The sequence below is a fragment of the Streptomyces sp. ATCC 21386 genome, from assembly GCF_018728545.1.
Classification (GTDB): Bacteria; Actinomycetota; Actinomycetes; order Streptomycetales; family Streptomycetaceae; genus Streptomyces.
In genome coordinates, this window is the sequence record NZ_JAAVVL010000001.1 from 3,229,291 (window position 1) to 3,249,057 (window position 19,767).

Genomic DNA, 19,767 nt, shown 5'->3' on the forward strand with positions numbered 1-19,767 from the left:
GCCGGCTGCCCGTCCGGGGGAGGATGGAGCCATGACCATGAAGCTCACGAAGAAGTCGCACGCCTGCGTCCGGCTGGAGAAGGACGGACGCACGCTCGTCATCGACCCGGGCGGGTTCAGCGAGGAGGACGCCGCCCTCGGCGCGGACGCCGTGCTGGTCACCCACGAGCACCCGGACCACTTCGACGAGGGACGGCTGCGGGCTGCCCTGGAGGGCAACCCGGCTGCCGAGATCTGGACCCTGCGCTCGGTCGCCGAGCAGCTCTCCGCCGCCTTCCCGGGCCGGGTGCACACCGTCGGCCACGGCGACACGTTCACCGCCGCCGGCTTCGACGTGCAGGTCCACGGCGAGCTGCACGCGGTGATCCACCCGGACATCCCGCGCATCACCAACGTCGGCTACCTCGTCGACGGCGGCCGTGTCTTCCACCCCGGCGACGCCCTCACCGTCCCCGGTCACCCCGTCGAGACGCTGATGCTCCCGGTGATGGCCCCCTGGAGCAAGATCTCCGAGGTCATCGACTACGTCCGCGAGGTCGGGCCGCAGCGGGCGTACGACATCCACGACGCCCTGCTCACCGACCTGGCCCGCCCCATCTACGACCGCCAGATCGGTGCCCTGGGCGGCGCGGAACACCTCCGGCTCGCGCCCGGGGCCTCCGCGGACGTGTAGCGGCCCCCGGACCAGGGGCCCCACAGGGCCGTGACCGGGCGGGACGGGCGTTGTCGGACCCGCCCGGTAGGTTGTGGGGCATGCGCATCGCGACCTGGAACGTGAACTCGATCACCGCCCGCCTCCCGAGGCTCCTCGCCTGGCTGGAGAGCAGCGGCACGGACGTGCTCTGCCTCCAGGAGGCCAAGATCGCCGAGGACGGCTTCCCGCTCGACGCCCTGCGCGAGGCGGGCTACGAGGCCGCCGTGCACGCGACGGGGCGGTGGAACGGCGTGGCGGTGATCTCCCGCGTCGGCATCGAGGACGTCGTCAAGGGCCTGCCCGGCGATCCCGGCTACGACGGCTCCGTGGAGCCCCGCGCGATCTCGGCGACCTGCGGCCCGGTCCGCGTCTGGTCGGTGTACGTGCCGAACGGCCGCGAGGTCGACCACCCGCACTACGCGTACAAGCTCCAGTGGTTCGAGGCCCTCAAGGCCGCCGTCGCCGGTGACGCGGCCGGCAGCCGCCCCTTCGCCGTCATGGGCGACTACAACGTGGCGCCGACGGACGACGACGTGTACGACGTCGCCGCGTTCGAGGGCCTCACCCACGTCACCCCCGCCGAGCGCGCCGCCCTGGCCTCCCTGCGCGAGGCGGGCCTGACCGACGTGGTCCCCCGGCCCCTCAAGTACGAGCACCCCTTCACGTACTGGGACTACCGCCAGCTCTGTTTCCCGAAGAACCGCGGCATGCGCATCGACCTCGTCTACGGCAACGAGCCGTTCGCCAAGGCGGTCACCGACGCGTACGTGGACCGGGAGGAGCGCAAGGGCAAGGGCGCCTCGGACCACGCGCCGGTCGTGGTGGACCTGGAGGTCTGACCCGCGCGACGCCTCCGGGCCGCGCGGGCCGTCACAGCAGGTCGAGGTCCACCGACTCGGCGAGCGCCGCGAGGCCCGCCTCGTTCGGATGCAGGTGGTCCCCGGTGTCGTACGCGGGGAGCAGCCGGGCCGGACGAGCCGGGTCGCGCAGCACCTCGTCGAAGTCGAGGACCCCGTCGAACGCCTCGCCCGCCTCGCCGCCCCGGATCCACTCGTTCACCGCGACCCGCTGGGCGTCGACGGCGGCCGTGCAGCGCGCCTCGCCCTCGCAGGGCGCCACGGTCGCCACGAGCACGCGCAGACCCCGCTCGCGTCCCCGGGCCGCGATCTCCCGCAGCCCGGCGACGACCTCGCCGGCCGTGGCACCCCAGCGGACGTCGTTGACGCCCTGGAAGACGACGACGGTACGGGCGGAGGTCTGGGCGAGGACATCGCGGTCGAGGCGGTGCAGGGCACTGACGCCGCCGGTGTCGGTGGAGACACCGTCACCGGAGTAGCGGTCGGTGACCACCCGGTTCGCCGAGATCCCCTGGTTGAGGACGCCGTAGCGCGGGACCTCGTCCTGGCTCAGCAGCCGCCGGGCCAGGACGTCCGGCCACCGCCGGTTCGCGTCGACGGTCGTGGCCTCCCCGTCCGTGATCGAGTCCCCGAGGAGCACGACGGAGCCCGGTCCGCCGCCCACGTCCACGCCGGTCAGCAGCGGCCAGGACGAGATCGTGGAGGTGTACGCCGTGGCCGACGCGTCCCCCGCGTGGTTCCCGGGTTCGCTGACGTACGACGTCTGCCGGGCGAGCCGGTGCACGGGGGCGGCCGTCACCGTGCCGGGCAGGTGGAAGCTCACCAGCAGGTCGGTGTCCGGCGGCACCTCGAAGCCCAGCGGATCGCTGAACGCCTGCGCGCCGGCCGGGATCACGGTGCCGGCCGCACCACGGAAGGACAGGGCCACCGGCCGGTTCCGGGCGGTCGCGCCCGTCGCCCGCACCGCCACCGTCGCGCCGCCCACCCGTACCGGAGCCGAGGCGAAGGTGTTGTCGAGCCGGATCCGCACCCGGTGCCCGCCCGCCGAGGTGTGGACGACCAGCCGCAGGGTCCGGTCCGTCCAGGGGCCGACGGCCGGATAGCCGGACGTGGAAGCGGCCCAACTGCCGGTCCAGGCGGCCGCGTCGGGGCGGACCGAGAGGGCGAACACATGCAGGTCGGGGACGCGCGGGAGGGTCACCGAGGAGACTTCCCGGCCCCGGACGAGCGGCACGGTGACGACGTACAGCCGAGCCTTCTCGGTGAGTTGACCGCCGGGGGAGTTCACATGGGGGAGGGCGACGGCCTTGGTGGCGAGGGGCCCGGTGCGCCAGTCGGGGGCGGTCAGCCGGTACGGCGAGCGGGTGCCGTTCCGGTAGCGGACCGTGCCCGTGCCGGTCGCGTCGGCGCCGCCCGTGGCGGCCACCAGGAAGGCCAGCGCGTCGCCCCGGCCCCGTACGCGCACGGCCTGGCCCGCGGCGCGTACGTTGTCGGGCTCGCCCGCCGCACGGCGCGGCCAGGTCAGGTGCGCGCCCTGAACGGTCAGCGTGCGCCCCGGTGCCCATCCGGCGGCCGTCAGGTCGCCGGCGGAGAGGGAACGGCCGGAGCCGTCGAAGTCGGCGTCGGCGGGCCGCGCGTCGTCGCTGACCGCTCTGTTGTCGAAGAGGTGTTCCAGCGGCGCCGGTTCGGCCGCCGGGCCGGCGGCGGCTCGGGCCGTGGCGACGGGTGCGACCGCCGCCACGAGTGCCAGGACGACGGCCGTTCTCCAGACGCGTCGGCGCACGCGTGATCCCTTCTGCTCGCTGGACCCGCGACGGCGGCGATGCCGACGGACACGACATCGCTGCGCCCACGGGTGCGACACCGGTACAACGACGAGACGACCGATGTGACATGACGACGGATGTGCCATGAAGCTAAAGAGGCGTCAGGGACCCGTCAATGAGGCAGGCGGGAACCACGGCCGAACTCCCGGCGAACAAGCGGTTTCCGCGCGCCTGTGGTGCGAAGGGTGAGGCGGGTGACACGCTGAGCACATGAACATCTCTTTCCTGGGCAACTGGCGCAAGAGGCGTGACCCCGCGTTCGGGGTCGCGGTGTTCACCGGCGGCGACGGTGACGACGACGGTCACGAGGGCCTCGCCGAACTTCTCTCCGAATGCGAACTGCTGCGCGCGCAGGCGGCGCTGGACGGAGTCGAACTCGACGACTCCGCAGGCTCGTTGGAGGCGATCGACCAACTCGTCCCGCGCTGGCGCGACGACGAGGAGACCGCGGCCTGGCTCGGGAACGACGCGGGCCTCTACCTGGGCACGGTCGTGGTCCGGACCGTCCCGGGCGCCCGCTGGGAGATCTGGCCCAACGGCCAGCCCGTGGTGCGGCTGGACTCCGGACGTGAGATCGACGTGGTGGAGGCGGGCCAGGCGTGGGCCGCCAGCGGCGCACCGGAGCTCTCCCAGCTCTACGCCGAGGTCGCCGAGCAGTGAGCGGCCCGCGCGCGCTCCCCGGCGCGGACAGCGGCGGACGAGCGGACGGTGACCGACAGGCGGACGGCGGCGGACAGGCGGACGGCGGCGGACAGGCGGACGGCGGCCGACAATACGGCTAATCCCCGCGAGTGCGTGTCGCGTCTTGCGGTCCCCTCCGTCCGGATAGTTTGCGGCACCTGCGACATCACACGGTCGAGGGCGAGTAGGGCGGGCAGGGCATGGCGGTCGAACCGCTGATCGAGATGCACGACGTGAACAAGTACTTCGGGGAGCTGCATGTCCTCCAGGACATCGACCTCACCGTCGGCAAGGGGGAGGTGGTCGTCGTCATCGGCCCGTCCGGGTCGGGGAAGTCGACGCTGTGCAGGGCGATCAACCGGCTGGAGCCCATCCGCTCCGGCACGATCCGGATCGACGGGCAGCCGCTGCCGAGCGAGGGCAAGGCCCTGGCGGCGCTCCGCGCGGACGTGGGCATGGTCTTCCAGTCCTTCAACCTCTTCGCGCACAAGACGGTCCTGCAGAATGTGTCGCTCGGTCAGATCAAGGTCCGTAAACGGAAGAAGGAGGAGGCCGGCCGGCGCTCGCGCGAACTTCTGGCCCGGGTCGGTCTCGCCGACCAGGCGCCGAAGTACCCGGCCCAGCTCTCCGGCGGCCAGCAGCAGCGGGTGGCCATCGCCCGCGCCCTCGCCATGGACCCCAAGGTCATCCTGTTCGACGAGCCCACCTCGGCCCTCGACCCGGAGATGATCAACGAAGTCCTCGAAGTGATGCAGCAGTTGGCGCGCGAGGGCATGACCATGGTCGTCGTCACCCATGAGATGGGTTTCGCCCGATCGGCCGCCAACCGGGTGGTCTTCATGGCGGACGGCCGCATCGTCGAGGACCGCTCTCCGGACGCGTTCTTCACGAACCCGGAGAGCGACCGCGCCAAGGACTTTCTCTCCAAGATCCTCAAGCACTGACCACCGGCGCTGGACCGGACGCGGGCCTCGACTACGATGAGCGGTTCATCCACTTGGGGTGAGCGAGGCCGTGGACGCCACCCCCGGCCGAACAGGGACGCTGCTGCCGGGCGCGCAGCAGCCTGGGGCCAGGCCCGCCCGGCGGCAGCCGGAGATCACTGCTCGCGCAGCGGGATCGACACGTACGACGGGTCGTTCGGCGGCGAGGAGAAGGTCAGCTGCGCGCCGGTCGGGTTGTGCTCGATGTAGAGCGGGTCGACCGTGTCGACGACCAGGGCGAGGCGGTGGCCCGCCGGAACGTCGTAGGCCGTGGAGAGCAACTCCAGGTCCACAGCGAACGGCTTGCCGGGCGTCTCGCCGTGGAAGGTGTACGGCGCGTGGCTGACCAGCTTGCCGAGGCCGAGCGGGCCCACGTCGTACAGGTAGGCGACGAGGGTGCCGCTCTCCTTGGTGGCCGTCACCGTGGTGTGCAGTTTCGCGGTGCCGCGCACGGCCTGCGAGGTCGGGTACTTCTCCGACTGCCATACGGCCGCCCAGCGGCGCGGCAGCAGCGGTATCGAGGCCACGGGCGGGAGTTGGGCCACCTGGTCCAGGATGCTGGAGAGGAAGACCACCCCGCCGTTCGCGCCCGAGTCGACGTTCGCGCGGATCGTGGTACCGCTCGCCAGGGCGATCTTCTTGCGGGTGGCGGTGACCGACTTCCAGTCCGGGTAGCCCTCGAAGGCGCCGCCCGTACGGGACTTGAGCCGGACGGGCTGCTCGCGGTCGATGCCGTTGGCGGTGCCCTTCAGATAGCGGTCGAACCAGCGCCGGGTGTCCGTCCACACGTCGTTGGGGAGCCCGAACAGACCGGTCATCTCGGTGGTGGCGTGGTCGCCCGGCCGCAACTCCAGCCGCTTCGGGCCGGTGAGCTTCTCGTAGAAGTCGGCGTACTGGTTGGGCGGGAAGATCGAGTCGCCCCAGGCGTTGGCGAGCATGACGGCCGTGCCGTGGGTGTTGAGCCGGTCCGCATAGGTCTCGGGGGAACGTTTCTTCCCCCAGGTGATCATGTCCTCTTCCTTGGCGAGGTTGGAGGCGTAGAAGTCCTTGAAGGTCTGCTGGAGTTCGGGGCTCTGTCGCCCGGTGATCCGTCCGGCGCCGTCGAGCAGGGCGGACGCCTGGAGGTGCTGGGTGCGCCCGCCGTAGATCGAGTCGATCAGATCCGCCCAGCCGCTCAGCGCGGCGACCGCCTTGACGCGCTTGTCGTGTGCGGCGGCGAGGAGACTGATACCCGCCCCGTACGACAGCCCCGCCATGCCGATGTGCGCCGCGTCGGCCGGGGTGTTGGCGAGTGCCCAGTCGATCACCTTGGAGGCGTCGGCTATGTCGGGTGGTCCGGCGACCTCTATGTATCCGCCGGACTCCCAGAAGCCGCGCACGTTGTAACTGACCACGACGTAGCCCGCGTCGGCCAGCTTCTGGGCCTGGGCCAGATACTCGACCTGGGGCAGACCCCAGCTCGTGGGCAGGACCAGGAGCGGGTACGTGCGGGAGGCGTCCGCCGGGGCGACCACATTGGCCTTGAGGACGATCCCGCCCTCGCCCTTGATGTCGACGAAGCGGGTGGTGGGCGCGGCGGTGGAACCTGACGCCGCCTGGGCGGCGGGGGCGAGGCCGAGGGCCGTGCCGGCGACCAGGGTGGCCGAGACGGCGCCCACGGCGCTCGTCCGCAGCGCCCTGGTCGTACGCGATGTGGTGCCGTGCGGGTGTCTCACGGGTCGCTCCTCACTCGTGTCAGTGCAAAGTGACCCGACGGTAACCGGACACCCTTACCGGAAGTAACTCCTCGGTAAGTTACGTGACGGTAACGTTCGGCGGTGAACTATGAGGCGCGGTGCGAGATCTGGGCGGGGGCGGTCGGTGCGGGTGCCGGCGTCTGGGCCGCCCGGGTGACGTCCGCGACGAGCTCGACCACGTCGGCGCCGTACGCCTGGGAGTTGACGACCTTCAGGAGGAGCACGAAGGTGCCCGTTCCGTACTTGCGGTGCAGACGCTCGTGGTTGCGGGCGAGATAGCGCGTGGCGGCCTGGTTGGTGATGGCGCGCTGGCCGCAGAAGAGGAAGACCGGCCGGGCCTGGTCCGGCTGTCCGGTGGTGAGCCGCGCCAGGAGCACGTGTTCGGTGACGCCGGGCTCCAGGCGGTACTGCTCGCTGCCGATCTGGAAGGCCGCCCGGTGCGGGCCCGGCTCAGGATCGCTGTTGAAGGTGACGCCGGGCAGCATCGCCCCTATGTGCGCCGCCATCCGGCGATTTGATATGGGGCCTCCCACGCAGAACTCGGTGCGCTCGCCGAAGCCCTGCTGTGCCGCGTCCTGGGTGATGATCTGGGCGTGCGAGCCGCAGTCCTTGATCAGCGCGGAGAGCTCCAGCAGCGCGAACACGTCGAAGCGGTGGACCGCCAGGTCCGCGCTGGACGGATCCCGGTTGACCACCAGCAGGGACTCCGAGTTCGCCGGCAGCCCGAAGAACGTCTGCTTGCGGCGGAGCTTCCGCTTCCACAGGTACGTCCGGAAGAACCAGCCCAGGGAGGCACTGAGCCCCGCCGCGATCACGCCGAGGACGATATTGCGCACGTCGTCATTCATGGCCGCGCATGGTAGCGGGCGCCGTCGAACAGTGCTCGAATCCCATGTCCCCTTCATGGCCCCGGAGTGCCTCCTGACGGGGCCATGGCAGCCGCGTTAGTCTGCGCGGACGGTCCTTGACTGGAGGTACGGATGCGTCTGCGTCGCCCTGTCGCGCGGAAACTGGCTGTACTGGCGGCGACGTCCGCCGTGATGTCGGTGGGGGCGGCACCGCCGACCTCGGCGGCGACGAACACCCCCTCGAAGACCCCGGTCGCCGTCGGCTACAGCGGCGCCGTCTCCAGCGTCGACCCGGACGCCTCCGCCGCCGGCATCGAGGTGCTCCGCAAGGGCGGCAACGCGGTGGACGCCGCGGTGGCCACGGCTGCCGCGCTCGGTGTCACCGAGCCCTACTCGGCGGGCATCGGCGGAGGCGGCTACTTCGTCTACTACGACGCCAAGTCCCGTACGGTGCACACCGTCGACGGCCGCGAGACCGCGCCGCTCAGCGCCGGCGAGGACCTCTTCCTGGAGAACGGGCAGCCGATCCCGTTCGCCGAGGCCGTCACCAGCGGGCTGAGCGTCGGCACCCCCGGCACCCCCGCCACCTGGGGGACCGCGCTGAAGAGCTGGGGCAGCAAACCCCTCGACAAGCTGCTGAAGCCCGCCGAGAGACTCGCCCGCGACGGGTTCGTGGTCGACGAGACCTTCCGCGCCCAGACCGCCTCCAACGAGGCCCGGTTCCGCAACTTCCCGGCCACGGTCGACCTCTACCTCCCCGGAGGGAGGCTTCCGGTGGTCGGCTCGACGCTCAAGAACCCCGATCTGGCCCGCACCTATGCCGAGTTGGGCCGCAAGGGCGTCGGCGCGCTCTACCGGGGCGACCTCGCCCAGGACATCGTCGACACGGTCAACAAGCCGCCGGTCGACCCGGCCTCGGGGTACAACGCCCGCCCCGGCGACCTGACCAGGGCCGACCTCGCCAGGTACCGCACCAAGCGGCAGGCCCCCACGAAGACGTCGTACCGCGGCCTCGGCGTGTACGGCATGGCGCCCTCCTCCTCCGGCGGCACGACGGTCTCCGAGGCGCTCAACATCCTGGAGCGGACCGACCTCTCCAAGGCGAGCGACGTCCAGTACCTGCACCGTTACATCGAGGCGAGCCGGATCGCGTTCGCCGACCGGGGCCGCTGGGTCGGCGACCCCGCCTTCGAGGACGTACCGACGAGGGAACTGCTCTCGCAGCGGTTCGCCGACTCCCGCGAGTGCCTGATCAAGGACGACGCGGTGCTCACCAGCCCCGTCGCCCCCGGTGACCCGCGCAACCCGGCGCCCTGCGCGACCGGCGGCACGGCCGCGCCGACGACGTACGAGGGCGACAGCACGACCCACCTCACGGTCGCCGACAAGTGGGGCAACGTCGTCTCCTACACCCTGACCATCGAGCAGACCGGTGGCAGCGGCATCACCGTGCCCGGCCGGGGCTTCCTCCTCAACAACGAGCTGACGGACTTCTCCTTCACCCCGGCTAACCCCGCCGTGCACGACCCGAACCTGCCGGGACCGGGCAAGCGGCCGCGTTCGTCGATGTCACCGACGATCGTGCTCGACGGGCACGGCAAGCCCGTGGTGGCGCTCGGCTCGCCCGGCGGCGCGACCATCATCACGACCGTGCTGCAGACCCTGACCGGCTTCCTCGACCGGGGCCTGCCGCTGGTCGACGCGATCGCCGCGCCGCGCGCCAGTCAGCGCAACCAGACCACCACCGAACTCGAACCGGGCCTGTGGAACAGCCCGCTGAAGACCGAACTCGAAGCCATCGGGCACGGCTTCCGGCAGAACCCGGAGATCGGCGCGGCCACCGCCGTCCAGCGTCTGCCCAACGGCAAGTGGCTGGCCGCCGCGGAGACCGTACGGCGCGGCGGCGGCGCGGCGATGGTCGTGCACCCCGTCAGGTAGCGCCCCCGGAGGCGGGCGGCGGCGTCGTACGGAACGCAAGCCGCCCGTCCTCCACCTCCGCCACCACCCGGCTGCCGGACGGCAGCCGCCCGTCGAGCAGCAGCCGTGACAGCGGGTTGTCGACCTCCCGCTGGATCGTGCGGCGCAGCGGCCGGGCGCCGTACTCGGGCTGGTGGCCGTGGCGGGCGAGATGGTCGACGGCCTGCTCGCCGAACTCGATCGTGACGCCCCGCGCGTGCAGCCGCCGCCGCGTTCCTTCCAGCAACAGATCGGTGATCCGCCGCAGTTGGTCGTCGCCGAGCCGGCGGAAGACGACGATCTCGTCGATGCGGTTGAGGAACTCGGGCCGGAAGTGCTCCCGGAGCGGCCGCAGGATCCGCTCCCGCCGGTCCTCCTCGTCCGCCTCGGCGCCGCCTGCCGAGAAACCGAGCCCCGCCCCGGCCCGGCCGATGGCGTCCGAGCCCAAGTTGCTCGTCATGACGACCACGGCATTGGTGAAGTCGACCGTACGGCCCTGCGAGTCGGTGAGCCGACCGTCGTCGAGGACCTGGAGCAGCAGGTTGAAGACGTCCGGGTGGGCCTTCTCCACCTCGTCCAGCAACAGCAGCGAGTACGGGTGGCGCCGTACGGTCTCGGTCAGCTGACCGGCCTCCTCGTGGCCGACATAGCCGGGCGGGGCGCCCACCAGGCGGCTGACCGTGTGCCGTTCCTGGTACTCGCTCATGTCGAGCCGCACCATCCGGTCCTCGCTGCCGAAGAGGGCCTCCGCGAGCGCGCGGGCCAGCTCCGTCTTGCCGACGCCGGTCGGGCCGAGGAACAGGAAGCTGCCGATCGGCCGTTCGGGACTGGCGAGCCCGGCCCGCGAGCGCAGTACGGCGTCCGCCACCACGTCCACCGCCTCGTCCTGTCCGACGACCCGTCGGCGCAGCCGCTCCGCGAGCCCCAGCAGCCGTTCCCGTTCCTCCTGGGTGAGGCTGCTGACGGGGATGCCGGTCTGCCGGGAGACGACCTCGGCGATGTCCTCGGCACCGATCTCCAGGCTCTGCCCGTCGTCGGCCCGCCCCTCGTCGCGCCCCGCGTCGATCCGCTGCCGCAGCTCCCCGATCCGGTCCCGCAACCGGGTCGCCTGCTCGTACCGCTCACCGGTGACCGCCTGGTCCTTGTCCCGGGTCAGCTGCTCGATCTCCCGCTCCAGGGCCCGTACGTCCGTGCCCTTGGTCCGCGCCCGCAGCCGGACCCGGGCGCCGGCCTGGTCCATCAGGTCGATGGCCTTGTCGGGCAGCCGTCGGTCGGTGAGATACCGGTTGGACAGCTCCACGGCGGCCGCCAGTGCCTCGTCGGTGTAGCGGACCTGGTGGTGGGCCTCGTAGCGGTCGCGCAGCCCCCGCAGGATCTCCAGGGCGTCACCGCTGTCCGGCTCCGGGACCAGTACCGGCTGGAACCGGCGGGCCAGCGCCGCGTCACGTTCGATCCGCCGGTACTCCTCCAGCGTCGTCGCCCCGACGATGTTCAGCTCGCCGCGCGCGAGGGCCGGTTTGAGGATGTTGCCCGCGTCCATCGCGCTGCCCTCACCGGAGCCGGCGCCCACGACCGTGTGCAACTCGTCGATGAAGACGACCAGTTCGGCGGAGTGCGCGCGGATCTCGTCGACGATGTTGGTGAGCCGCTCCTCGAAGTCGCCCCGGTAACGGGTCCCGGCGACCACACCGGACAGGTCCAGGGCGACCACACGGCGCCCGGCCAGCACATCGGGCACGTCACCGTCGGCGATGCGCTGGGCCAGCCCCTCCACGATCGCGGTCTTGCCGACACCCGCCTCACCGATCAGTACCGGGTTGTTCTTGCCGCGCCGGGAGAGCACCTCGACGGTCTGCTCGATCTCCGCCTCCCGGCCGATGACCGGGTCGATACGGCCCTGGAGGGCGAGGTCGGTCAGGTCGCGGCCGTACTTGTCGAGGGTCGGGGTGGCGCTGCCGGAGCGCCGCGGAAGGTCGGAGCGGGGGAACCCGGACAAGGGGATGCCCACGGGCGGCGTCGGTGCCGACGGGTCCGCCGCGTCCGGCGGCAGCGCGCCGGCCGACAGGTGCGCGGCGCCGAGGATGTGACCGGCGGCCGAGTCCGGGTTGGCGGCGAGGGCGCTGAGGACGTGTTCGGGGCCTATGTGGCCGGCGCCGGTGGCCCGGGCCAGCTCGTGCGCGTCCAACAGGGCACGCTTGACCGCCGGGGTGAGCGCGAGCGACGCGGGGGCGGGCCCCTGGCCGGGTTTGTGCCGCTCGGGCCCCGACCGCTCGTCGATCGCACCGGCCAGCGCGTCGGGGTCGGCACCCGCGCGGGCCACCAGACTTCGGGTCGGTTCGGCGCTCAGCGCGGCACGCAGCAGATGCTGGGTGTCCAGGTCGGTGCTGCCGTGCCGCGCCGCGTAGGCCGCCGCGTCGGCCACCAACTGGCGGGCCTGGCCGCTCATCAGCCGGCCGATCTCGATCCGCTGCGGGCGCGGGCCGCCGAAGAAACGGGCGAAGAACTCGGTGAAGGGGTCCGGACCGTAGCCCTCCGGCCCCGGGAATTCGCTGTTCATTCGGCGCCGGGTTCCCGTGTACGGAGGTCTCTAGCCCCACGAGGTCACGGCGGCGCGTAAACCTGGCTCGTCTCAGCTGTGGCGCGGGCGAGGCAGCAAGGCGAACGCGCTCTCCGCGATCGAGGTCAGGCGGTCGGGGCTGTGGCCGTACGCGCCTACGACATCGGTCCCGCGGATGACGGTCAGCAGAAGGTACGCGAGGTCGTCGGGGTCCGCGTCGGGGTCGATGTCACCGTTGCGCTGCGCCGCCCGCACACACTCGGCCACCGCCGTCCGGACCACGGAGAAGCACTCCTTGGCCAGGCGTTTCACCTCGGGGTCGGAGGCGCCGACCTCCAGGGCCATCTTGGCGGCGAAGCAGGCCGCCCCCGCCCGGTCGGAGGCGGGGGGCACGTCGGCCGCGAGGGGCACCCCGTGGACGGCGCGGAGCAAGTACGCGTGCAGTCGTTCCAGGGCGCCCTCGTCCGGTCCGGCGAGCATCTTCCGCGGCCCCTGCCCCAGCCGGGCGAAGTAGCCGGCCATCGCCTCCAGCAGCACGCCGTGCTTGCCCTCGAACGCGGCATAGAGGCTGCCGCGGCCCAGGCCGGTGGCGGCGCTGATGTCGTCGACGCTCGTGCCGTTGTAGCCCGAGGCGCGGAACTGCCGCTCGGCGGCATGGAGGACGTGGTCGCGGTCGAAGCTTCGTGGTCTCGCCATACGTAGAAGGTACGACCGCGCCGAGGTATTTGACAACTCAGTACAGAACCGCCTAGGTTCCGGACTGTTCAGTAAAAAACCCCTCTGAGCTCACCGGACAGGGTGCTTGCACGCCTGGCGCGATGGAGAGCAACCCGTGCTGTGCACTCCCTTGCGCCGCCCGGCATCGCGACGCCTTCCAGGCCGGCAAGGCCCGGTCTGATCCTCGCGATCCCGGCGACGGCGAACTCCATCGCCGACCACATCGTGGGCTTCCTGAACAGCTGACCCCTGCGACCACCCAGAACTCGAAAGGTTGACCGAACCATGACTGACAAGGAAAGGCAGGAGGCCACGGCTGTGACGCCTCCTCCGTACGCGAGCGACGCACTGGCCGAGGGGACCGTCGACGCGGTGGTGATCGGCGGGGGCGCCGCGGGGCTGAACGGTGCGCTGATCCTCGCCCGCTCCCGCCGCTCGGTCGTCGTGATCGACAGCGGCTTGCCGCGCAACGCTCCGGCGGAGGCCGTGCACGGCCTCCTCGCCCTGGACGGCACCCCGCCGCCCGAGATCCTTCGACGGGGCCGGGAGCAGGTGCGCCAGTACGGCGGACGCGTCGTGTTCGGCGAGGTGGTCTCGGCCGAGCCCGCCGCCCCGTCGGCGGACGGGGACCTGCGGTTCACCGTCACCCTGGCCGACGGCCGCCGCACCACCGCCCGCCGCGTCCTGGTGGCCACCGGCCTGAAGGATGTGCTCCCGGAGGTGCCCGGGCTCGCCGAGCACTGGGGACACAGCGTGGTGCACTGCCCGTACTGCCACGGCTGGGAGGTGCGCGACGAGCCCGTCGGCATCCTCGCCACCGGCCCGGCCTCCATCGGCCACGCGTATCTGTTCCGCCAGCTGACCGAGGACCTGACCTACTTCACCCACGGCACCGACCTGGACGAGGACAGCCGCGCCCGCTTCGCCGCCCGCGGCATCCGCGTCGTCGACACCCCGGTCACCGAGGTCGTGGACGACGAGGACGGTGCCCTCGCGGGTGTGCGCCTGGCCGACGGCCAGGTCGTGGCCCGCCGCGTCCTCGCCGTCGCCCCGCAGATGCAGGCCCGCACCCAGGGCCTGGAAGGTCTGGGCCTGCCGGTGCGGGACCTGCCGAACATGGGCCGCGGTTTCGCCTCCGGCATGGCCGGCACCAGCGAGGTGCCGGGTGTGTGGGTGGCCGGCAACGTCACCGATCCGGTCGCCCAGGTCGGGGCCTCCGCGGCGGCCGGCGCACTGGCCGGCGCCGACATCAACAAGGTGCTGGCCATCGCGGACACCGACGCGGCCCTCCAGGGGATCGCCGAGGCAAGCCCACAAGCGGCCACACGATGATCTCGAAGCCCGGAGAACCCAGCCCGTCGCCCGCTCGACTCACGGGCAGTCAAGTGATTCCGCTCGTCCGCCCCGTCCCCCTCAGGAGCTTCTGATGTCCTTCCTCGCGAACACCCCCGTGGAGAAAATGACGGGGCCTTACGCGCGGCGCTGGTGGGCGCTGCTCGTGCTGTGCCTGAGCCTGCTGATCACGGTGATGGCGAACACGTCGCTGATCGTCGCCGCCCCCGACATGACCACCGATCTGGGCCTGAGCAGCAGTGATCTGCAGTGGGTCGTCGACAGCTACACCGTTCCGTACGCGGCGCTGATGCTGGTGCTGGGCGCGATAGGCGACAAGTACAGCCGACGCGGTGCGCTGGTGCTGGGGTTGCTGATCTTCGCCGGCGGTTCGGTGATGGGGAGCCTGGTCGACGAGACCACGCTGGTCATCGTGGCCCGCGCGATCATGGGTGTCGGTGCCGCGGTCGTGATGCCGGCCACGCTGTCCCTGGTGGTCGCGACCTTCCCCCGGAGCGAGCGGGCCAAGGCCATCACGGCCTGGGCCGCGACCTCCGGGGTGGCGGTGGCCGTCGGCCCGCTGGTCTCCGGCTGGCTGCTGGAGGACCACGCCTGGGGCTCGACCTTCCTGATCAACGTGCCGATCGCCCTCGTCGCCGTGTTCGGCGCGCTCGCCCTGGTACCGCCGTCGAAGGCGGAGGGCATGGGCCGCATCGACTACGTCGGTGGTCTGCTGTCGATCGTCTCCGTCGGCTCCCTGATCTACGCCGCCATCGAGGGCCCGCACTCCGGCTGGGGCGCCGGCCCCGTCACCGCCGCCGTGGTCGCCGGTGCCGGTCTGGTCGCCTTCGTCGCCTGGGAGCTGCGGCACCCGCACCCGATGCTGGACGTCCGCAAGTTCGCGCTGCGGCCCTTCACCGGGTCGATGCTCGCGGTGCTGTTCTTCTTCTTCGGTATGTTCGCCGTGATCTACTACGCGACGCAGTTCCTGCAGTTCGTCCTCGGCTACGGCGCCCTCGACACGGGTGTACGGCTGCTGCCGCTGGGCGGTGCGGTGTTCCTCGGGTCCGCGGTGACCGGGCTGCTCGCCCCGAAGCTGGGGGTGAGGGTGATGGTCGTGACCGGCATGGCCGTCGGCACGGCGGGCATGCTCCTGCTCACCCAGATCGACAAGGGGTCGACGTACGGGGACTTCCTGGTGCCGCTGATGATGCTGGGCCTCGCGCTCGGACTGAGCATCTCCCCGGCGACCGACACGATCATGGGATCCTTCCCCGAGTCCGAGCTGGGCGTCGGCGGCGGTGTCAACGACACCGCGCTCGAACTGGGCGGGGCGCTGGGCATCGCGGTGCTGGGCTCGCTGCTGGGCACGGCCTACCGGGACGAGCTGACCGACCTGGTCGGCAACCGGCTCCCCGGCGAGGCGATGGAGATCGCCAGGGACTCGGTCGGCGCCGGCCTGGCCGTAGCGGAGCGGGTCGCGCAGGATCCCTCCGCCGGGCCCCAGCAGGCCCAGGCCGCCGTGGACGCCGTCCACCAGGCCTTCGCCCACGGCGTCGCCCAGACCAGCCTCGTCGGCGGGATCATCATGGCCGCCGGAACACTGATCGTCTTCGCGGTCCTGCCGGGCCGGCGCGGGTTCGCGGGCGAGAGCGCCGAGCCGGGGGGCCGGGACGGCGGCGAGCGAGGCGGCGACTGTGCCGGAGCACACCGGGTCCCCCCCCGCTAGACCGCCGACGGGGCGTCCCTCGCATCGCCGGGGACGCGCCCGCCGGAGCGCCGGGCGCCGCCTCAGCCGGATCGCCGGCCAGGCGCGTCGGGCAGGAGCCCGGCGGCGCGAGACGCGCAGGGCGCGGGCGTGCTCCGGACGAGGGTCTGCCCCCGCCGCTGCCGCTCACCTCGGGGTCAACCCGTCACTGACCAGCACCGCCCAGGCCGAACGGGCGATGGCGCTGTGGCCCCGACATCAAGGGCGTAGCCGATCAGCGGCCGCAACTACCGCCACCTCATCCCGCTGGTCTCGGACCACTACACCGTCTACGCCCTCGACCTGCCGGGGATGGGCTACTCCGAGATCGTGCCCGGCGCCTCGTACGAGGAACCGGCCATGCGTGCGGGCGTCAAGCGGCTCCTGGCCGAACTCGACCTCCGCGACGTCACACTGGTCGGGGAGTCCATGGGGGCTGTGCTCGCCCTGACCACCGCGGCCGATCTCCCGGAGCGGGTACGGCGCGTCGTCCCGGTGAACGCCTACACTTCCGCGGCGGGGTCGCCCGGTCCGGCCTTCTCGCCCGACTCGTGGTCAGCGGTGCCCTCGCCCCCGTAGTGGGTCCGGTGATCGCGGGGCTGCAGCCCAAGCCCGCCCTCCGCGCGATCATGCGGGGCGGCCTCGGCGACAAGAGAGCGCTGCGGGAGGACTACCTGGACGGACTCCTCCAGGTGGCCGCCGTCCCGGCTACCCGACCGTGCTGGAACGGCCGGACGTACTGGCCGACCTGCTGAACGCGGCGGCCTGACCACCCGAGAGCCGGCCCCGGCCTGGTGAAGGGGTAGCGCGCTCGACGGTGGCGGACAGGCTTGTGATGGTGTCCAGGGCCAGGCCGGGGGCCCGAAGAGACCGTAGGCCCGTAAGAGGCCCTCAAGGGACGCGGGGAGCTGGCGAGAAGCCCCCACCCGCAGCCGGACGACCGGCGCCAGCTCAGCCGCGTTCGAAGGGCGCCCGCGCGGTCAGCACCCGCGGCCCCGCCTCCGTGATCGCCACCGTGTGCTCCGCGTGCGCCGCCCGGGAACCGTCGTTCGTGCGCAACGTCCAGCCGTCCGGGGCCGCGTGGTACCCGTCCGTACCCCCGCCGATCACCATCGGCTCGATCGCCAGGACCATCCCGTGCCGCAGCTTCATCCCGCGCCCGGGGCGGCCCTCGTTCGGCACCCCCGGGTCCTCGTGCATCCTGCGCCCGATGCCGTGCCCGCCGAACCCGTCGGGGATGCCGTACCCGGCGGCCCGGCAGACGCTGCCGATCGCGTGGGCGATGTCGCCGATGCGGTTGCCCACGACGGCCGCCTCGATACCCGCCGCGAGGGCGCGCTCGGCCGTCGCGACGAGCCGCAGGTCCGCCGTGCGCGGCGTGCCCACCACGAAGCTGAGCGCCGAGTCCCCGGCCCAGCCGCCCAGCTGCGCGCCGAAGTCGAGGGACACGAGGTCCCCGTCGCGCAGCCGGTACGCCGTGGGGATGCCGTGCACGATCGCGTCGTTCACGGAGGCGCAGAGCACCGCCGGGAAGGGCGTGGGCGCGAACGAGGGGTGGTAGCCCAGGAAGGGGGAGGTGGCGCCCGCCTTCCGCAGCACCTCGTGGGCCAGTTCGTCCAGTTCGAGCAGCGAGACCCCCACGTCGGCGGCGTCCCGCACGGCCGTGAGCGCCTGCCCCACGACCTGCCCCGTCTCGTACATCGCGTCGATCGACTCATCCGTCTTCAGTTCCACCATGCCAATTACTATACCGCTTGGTACCCAATTCTAATACCGGCCCACCGGAAGGGATCGGTATTAGAATGGGGTCATGGTGCGCACCCCTCTCACCCCCGAAGAGCGCGAACGCGGCGAGCGGCTCGGCCGGTTGCTGCGTGACGCCCGTGGCGGCCGCAGCATGGCGGAGGTCGCCGCCGGCGCGGGCATCTCCGCGGAGACCCTGCGGAAGATCGAGACCGGCCGTGCCCCCACCCCGGCCTTCTTCACGGTCGCCGCCCTCGCCCGCGCGCTGGGTCTGTCCATGGACGACCTCGTGACGCGGTGCGGCCCGGCCGCCGTCGAGGCGCCGACGCCGACGGTGGCGGCGGTGGCCTGAGGCGGGCCGCCGCCGCCCTGGCCGAAGTTGTTCGCCGGCCCTGGCCGGACTCCTTCGCGCACAGTCATCGGGGCGGCGCGGACGGCACACTGCGTCCGCTCCGAAAACTTCACGTAGCCCATCTGTAACACCACTGGTGTTTTCTTGCGGACCGGAGCACTCCAGTCGGCCGGGGAGTATGCGATGGCTGTGGATCAACTCCCGGGTCAGGTGCGGGAGTTCGCGGGATACCTGAACAAGCTGATGACCAAGCTCGACCAGGGCGCCGGTTGGTGCGCCGTCTTCTGGCAGCGGGACCCCGAGGGCATGCGCGCCTGCCTGGACGGTCTGGAAGTGCCGCCCTGGGACGTCGTGGAGGCGCTGATGCACGACCTCGACACGGTGTACGGGCCCGCCGCGGCTGCCCAGGAGACCCAGCGGGCCCGCGCGCTGCACCGCGCCTCGCTCGCCGCGTACGACTCCCGGCCCGGCGGCCGTGAAGCCCTCGGCGACCGGCTCGACGTCATGCTCCGCGAACAGCGCTACGCCGCCGACCGCACCGCCGACCTGACCCGCAGGCTCCAGGCGGCCACCAGCCGGGAGGAGGCAGACTCCCTCCGCCTGGACCTGGCCTGGGCCCACGACGACCATGAACGCGCCAGCGCCCGCTGCACGGAACTGCGCACCCGCATCGAGGACGCCGACCGCCGCGCCCCGCACCACCCCGTGCGGGGCGCGGCGCGCGTCGAGGAGCATGCCGTCGGGGACGTCCGCCGCGTACCGGAGGCGGGAGACCGGGCGGACGACCGTCGGCCCGCGTTCACGCCTGAACCCACCCCCGCTGCCACACCGGCCCCGGCCCCCGAATCCGAGCCCGATCCCTACCCCCGAGACCACGCCCCGGAATTCACCGTCCAGGAGTCCCCCGCCCAGGAGTCCCGCGCGCCCGCCCCCGCGCCGACCAAGCAGCGTGCCAAGCGCCGCCCCCGAGGGGGTGCCCGTTTCGCCGGGGCGGTGGAGGTCGAGGAGGCACCGCCCGTGGCCGAGCCCAAGGCCGCGCCGAGCGGGGGCCGCAAGGGGCGGGCTCCCCGGGGGGCCCGGTACGCCGGGGTGGGGGAGCCGGCCGAGGCGGTGGCGCCGACGCAGCCGCCGGCGCGTCAGGCGCTGGACGACGAGGCGCGGCAGGAGGTCGCCGGGACCGTGCAGCACCTGGTGCGGTTGCGCCGGGAGGGCCGCAGCGGGGAGGCGCACGCCCTCCTCGTGGAGGTCGCGCACTGGCCCGCCGCCCGTTTCCCGTTGCTCGCGGCCGAGTTGCACCGCGCGGGGCTGGACGCCGACTGGGCGACCCTGCTGTGGGAGGCCGGGTCCTTGCCCGCCGACCGGCTGGTCGCGGTCGCGGACGCCCTGAACGCGGTCGGTCGCGCCGCGGACGGGGAGCAGATGCTGCGGCAGGGTGTCACGCGGCCCGCCGAGGAGATCGGCGAGGCGGTGCTCGGCTTCGTCGCGCAGGGGCGTGATCGGGAGGCGCGTGCGCTGCTCGACGTCTATGTGCGCGTGCGTACGCCGGAGGAGGCGGCGCGGAGCGTGGAGGCCCATCCTCGACGGCTCGCGCCCCTCGTCCTGGCGGCGGCGCGCGGCGTCTCGAAGGAACGCCACCGAGACGTCACCCACGCCCTGCGAGTCCAGGGCCTCACCTGACCCCACCCCCGCCGATGCGGTCGGTTCCAGGCGTGAAACGCAGGCGTAATCACCCACTGGA

The 19,767-nt window shown here is 72.4% G+C and carries 15 protein-coding genes and 1 pseudogene; 10 read left to right on the forward strand and 6 right to left on the reverse strand.

Annotated elements, in window-relative coordinates:
* The first annotated feature begins 37 nt into the window (after nucleotides 1-37).
* A complete protein-coding gene (locus GWK25_RS14105; protein ID WP_215457370.1) occupies nucleotides 38-673 on the forward strand; it encodes an MBL fold metallo-hydrolase in 636 nt (211 codons plus the stop codon).
* 80 nt (nucleotides 674-753) lie between these two features.
* Entirely contained in the window at nucleotides 754-1,533 is a 780-nt protein-coding gene (locus tag GWK25_RS14110; RefSeq protein ID WP_215450480.1) for an exodeoxyribonuclease III, read from the forward strand.
* Nucleotides 1,534-1,564: 31 nt separating this feature from the next.
* Here GWK25_RS14110 and GWK25_RS14115 read toward each other — a convergent pair whose 3' ends face one another.
* Nucleotides 1,565-3,334 carry an SGNH/GDSL hydrolase family protein gene (locus GWK25_RS14115; RefSeq protein ID WP_308404238.1) on the reverse strand — a complete coding sequence of 590 codons (1,770 nt, stop codon included), beginning with the start codon at nucleotides 3,332-3,334 and terminating at the stop codon, nucleotides 1,565-1,567.
* Between the two features lie 253 nt (nucleotides 3,335-3,587).
* Between GWK25_RS14115 and GWK25_RS14120 the strand changes: the two genes are divergently transcribed.
* Nucleotides 3,588-4,037, forward strand: a complete 450-nt coding sequence (locus GWK25_RS14120) for a DUF6278 family protein (RefSeq protein ID WP_215450484.1) — start codon at nucleotides 3,588-3,590, stop codon at nucleotides 4,035-4,037.
* Between the two features lie 221 nt (nucleotides 4,038-4,258).
* Entirely contained in the window at nucleotides 4,259-5,002 is a 744-nt protein-coding gene (locus GWK25_RS14125; RefSeq protein WP_215450486.1) for an amino acid ABC transporter ATP-binding protein, read from the forward strand.
* A 155-nt stretch (nucleotides 5,003-5,157) separates the two neighbouring features.
* Here the strand turns inward: GWK25_RS14125 and GWK25_RS14130 are convergent, their stop codons facing one another.
* Together GWK25_RS14130 and GWK25_RS14135 are read right to left on the reverse strand one after the other, a co-directional pair.
* The gene (locus tag GWK25_RS14130) at nucleotides 5,158-6,756 is read right to left on the reverse strand and encodes a CocE/NonD family hydrolase (protein WP_215450488.1); all 1,599 of its coding nucleotides are present in this window, start codon (nucleotides 6,754-6,756) and stop codon (nucleotides 5,158-5,160) included.
* 107 nt (nucleotides 6,757-6,863) lie between these two features.
* On the reverse strand, nucleotides 6,864-7,625 hold the full coding sequence (locus GWK25_RS14135; protein ID WP_215450489.1) for a hypothetical protein: 762 nt from the start codon (nucleotides 7,623-7,625) through the stop codon (nucleotides 6,864-6,866).
* A 132-nt stretch (nucleotides 7,626-7,757) separates the two neighbouring features.
* Here GWK25_RS14135 and ggt point away from each other — a divergent pair, with 132 nt between their 5' ends.
* On the forward strand, nucleotides 7,758-9,563 hold the full coding sequence (ggt, locus tag GWK25_RS14140) for a gamma-glutamyltransferase (RefSeq protein ID WP_251828859.1): 1,806 nt from the start codon (nucleotides 7,758-7,760) through the stop codon (nucleotides 9,561-9,563).
* Here ggt and GWK25_RS14145 read toward each other — a convergent pair.
* Entirely contained in the window at nucleotides 9,556-12,138 is a 2,583-nt protein-coding gene (locus GWK25_RS14145; RefSeq protein ID WP_215450491.1) for an ATP-dependent Clp protease ATP-binding subunit, read from the reverse strand. The two genes, ggt and GWK25_RS14145, sit on opposite strands and share 8 nt — an antisense overlap.
* 72 nt (nucleotides 12,139-12,210) lie before the next feature.
* Complete coding sequence (locus GWK25_RS14150; RefSeq protein ID WP_215450493.1) at nucleotides 12,211-12,834, reverse strand: TetR/AcrR family transcriptional regulator; 624 nt, start codon at nucleotides 12,832-12,834, stop codon at nucleotides 12,211-12,213.
* A gap of 306 nt (nucleotides 12,835-13,140) precedes the next feature.
* Here GWK25_RS14150 and GWK25_RS14155 point away from each other — a divergent pair, with 306 nt between their 5' ends.
* The 3 genes and pseudogenes from GWK25_RS14155 to GWK25_RS44540 form a co-directional block, all read left to right on the forward strand.
* Nucleotides 13,141-14,187, forward strand: a complete 1,047-nt coding sequence (locus tag GWK25_RS14155; protein WP_215450495.1) for an NAD(P)/FAD-dependent oxidoreductase — start codon at nucleotides 13,141-13,143, stop codon at nucleotides 14,185-14,187.
* Between the two features lie 94 nt (nucleotides 14,188-14,281).
* Nucleotides 14,282-15,916 (forward strand): MFS transporter, encoded by a 1,635-nt coding sequence (locus GWK25_RS14160; protein WP_251828860.1) that lies wholly within the window; start codon nucleotides 14,282-14,284, stop codon nucleotides 15,914-15,916.
* A gap of 264 nt (nucleotides 15,917-16,180) precedes the next feature.
* Nucleotides 16,181-16,655, forward strand: a pseudogene (locus tag GWK25_RS44540) (alpha/beta fold hydrolase); the annotation flags it as partial.
* A 230-nt stretch (nucleotides 16,656-16,885) separates the two neighbouring features.
* On the opposite strand, the gene map reads toward GWK25_RS44540, so the two are convergent.
* Complete coding sequence (map, locus tag GWK25_RS14170) at nucleotides 16,886-17,671, reverse strand: type I methionyl aminopeptidase (protein ID WP_215450497.1); 786 nt, start codon at nucleotides 17,669-17,671, stop codon at nucleotides 16,886-16,888.
* A 73-nt stretch (nucleotides 17,672-17,744) separates the two neighbouring features.
* On the opposite strand from map, the gene GWK25_RS14175 reads away from it, so the two are divergent.
* Together GWK25_RS14175 and GWK25_RS14180 are read left to right on the forward strand one after the other, a co-directional pair.
* Nucleotides 17,745-18,029 carry a helix-turn-helix domain-containing protein gene (locus GWK25_RS14175; RefSeq protein ID WP_215450499.1) on the forward strand — a complete coding sequence of 95 codons (285 nt, stop codon included), beginning with the start codon at nucleotides 17,745-17,747 and terminating at the stop codon, nucleotides 18,027-18,029.
* A gap of 183 nt (nucleotides 18,030-18,212) precedes the next feature.
* Complete coding sequence (locus GWK25_RS14180; protein ID WP_215450501.1) at nucleotides 18,213-19,706, forward strand: tetratricopeptide repeat protein; 1,494 nt, start codon at nucleotides 18,213-18,215, stop codon at nucleotides 19,704-19,706.
* The last annotated feature ends 61 nt before the right edge of the window (nucleotides 19,707-19,767 follow it).

What these genes read in the sequence shown, in the direction of transcription:
- GWK25_RS14120 (WP_215450484.1), top strand. Translation starts at nt 3,588, where the DNA reads ATGAACATCTCTTTCCTGGGCAACTGGCGCAAGAGGCGTGACCCCGCG.
- GWK25_RS14145 (WP_215450491.1), bottom strand. Translation starts at nt 12,138, where the DNA reads ATGAACAGCGAATTCCCGGGGCCGGAGGGCTACGGTCCGGACCCCTTC.
- map (WP_215450497.1), bottom strand. Translation starts at nt 17,671, where the DNA reads ATGGTGGAACTGAAGACGGATGAGTCGATCGACGCGATGTACGAGACG.
- GWK25_RS14135 (WP_215450489.1), bottom strand. Translation starts at nt 7,625, where the DNA reads ATGAATGACGACGTGCGCAATATCGTCCTCGGCGTGATCGCGGCGGGG.
- GWK25_RS14180 (WP_215450501.1), top strand. Translation starts at nt 18,213, where the DNA reads ATGGCTGTGGATCAACTCCCGGGTCAGGTGCGGGAGTTCGCGGGATAC.
- GWK25_RS14155 (WP_215450495.1), top strand. Translation starts at nt 13,141, where the DNA reads ATGACTGACAAGGAAAGGCAGGAGGCCACGGCTGTGACGCCTCCTCCG.
- GWK25_RS14110 (WP_215450480.1), top strand. Translation starts at nt 754, where the DNA reads ATGCGCATCGCGACCTGGAACGTGAACTCGATCACCGCCCGCCTCCCG.
- GWK25_RS14125 (WP_215450486.1), top strand. Translation starts at nt 4,259, where the DNA reads ATGGCGGTCGAACCGCTGATCGAGATGCACGACGTGAACAAGTACTTC.
- GWK25_RS14150 (WP_215450493.1), bottom strand. Translation starts at nt 12,834, where the DNA reads ATGGCGAGACCACGAAGCTTCGACCGCGACCACGTCCTCCATGCCGCC.
- GWK25_RS14175 (WP_215450499.1), top strand. Translation starts at nt 17,745, where the DNA reads ATGGTGCGCACCCCTCTCACCCCCGAAGAGCGCGAACGCGGCGAGCGG.
- GWK25_RS14160 (WP_251828860.1), top strand. Translation starts at nt 14,282, where the DNA reads ATGTCCTTCCTCGCGAACACCCCCGTGGAGAAAATGACGGGGCCTTAC.
- ggt (WP_251828859.1), top strand. Translation starts at nt 7,758, where the DNA reads ATGCGTCTGCGTCGCCCTGTCGCGCGGAAACTGGCTGTACTGGCGGCG.
- GWK25_RS14105 (WP_215457370.1), top strand. Translation starts at nt 38, where the DNA reads ATGAAGCTCACGAAGAAGTCGCACGCCTGCGTCCGGCTGGAGAAGGAC.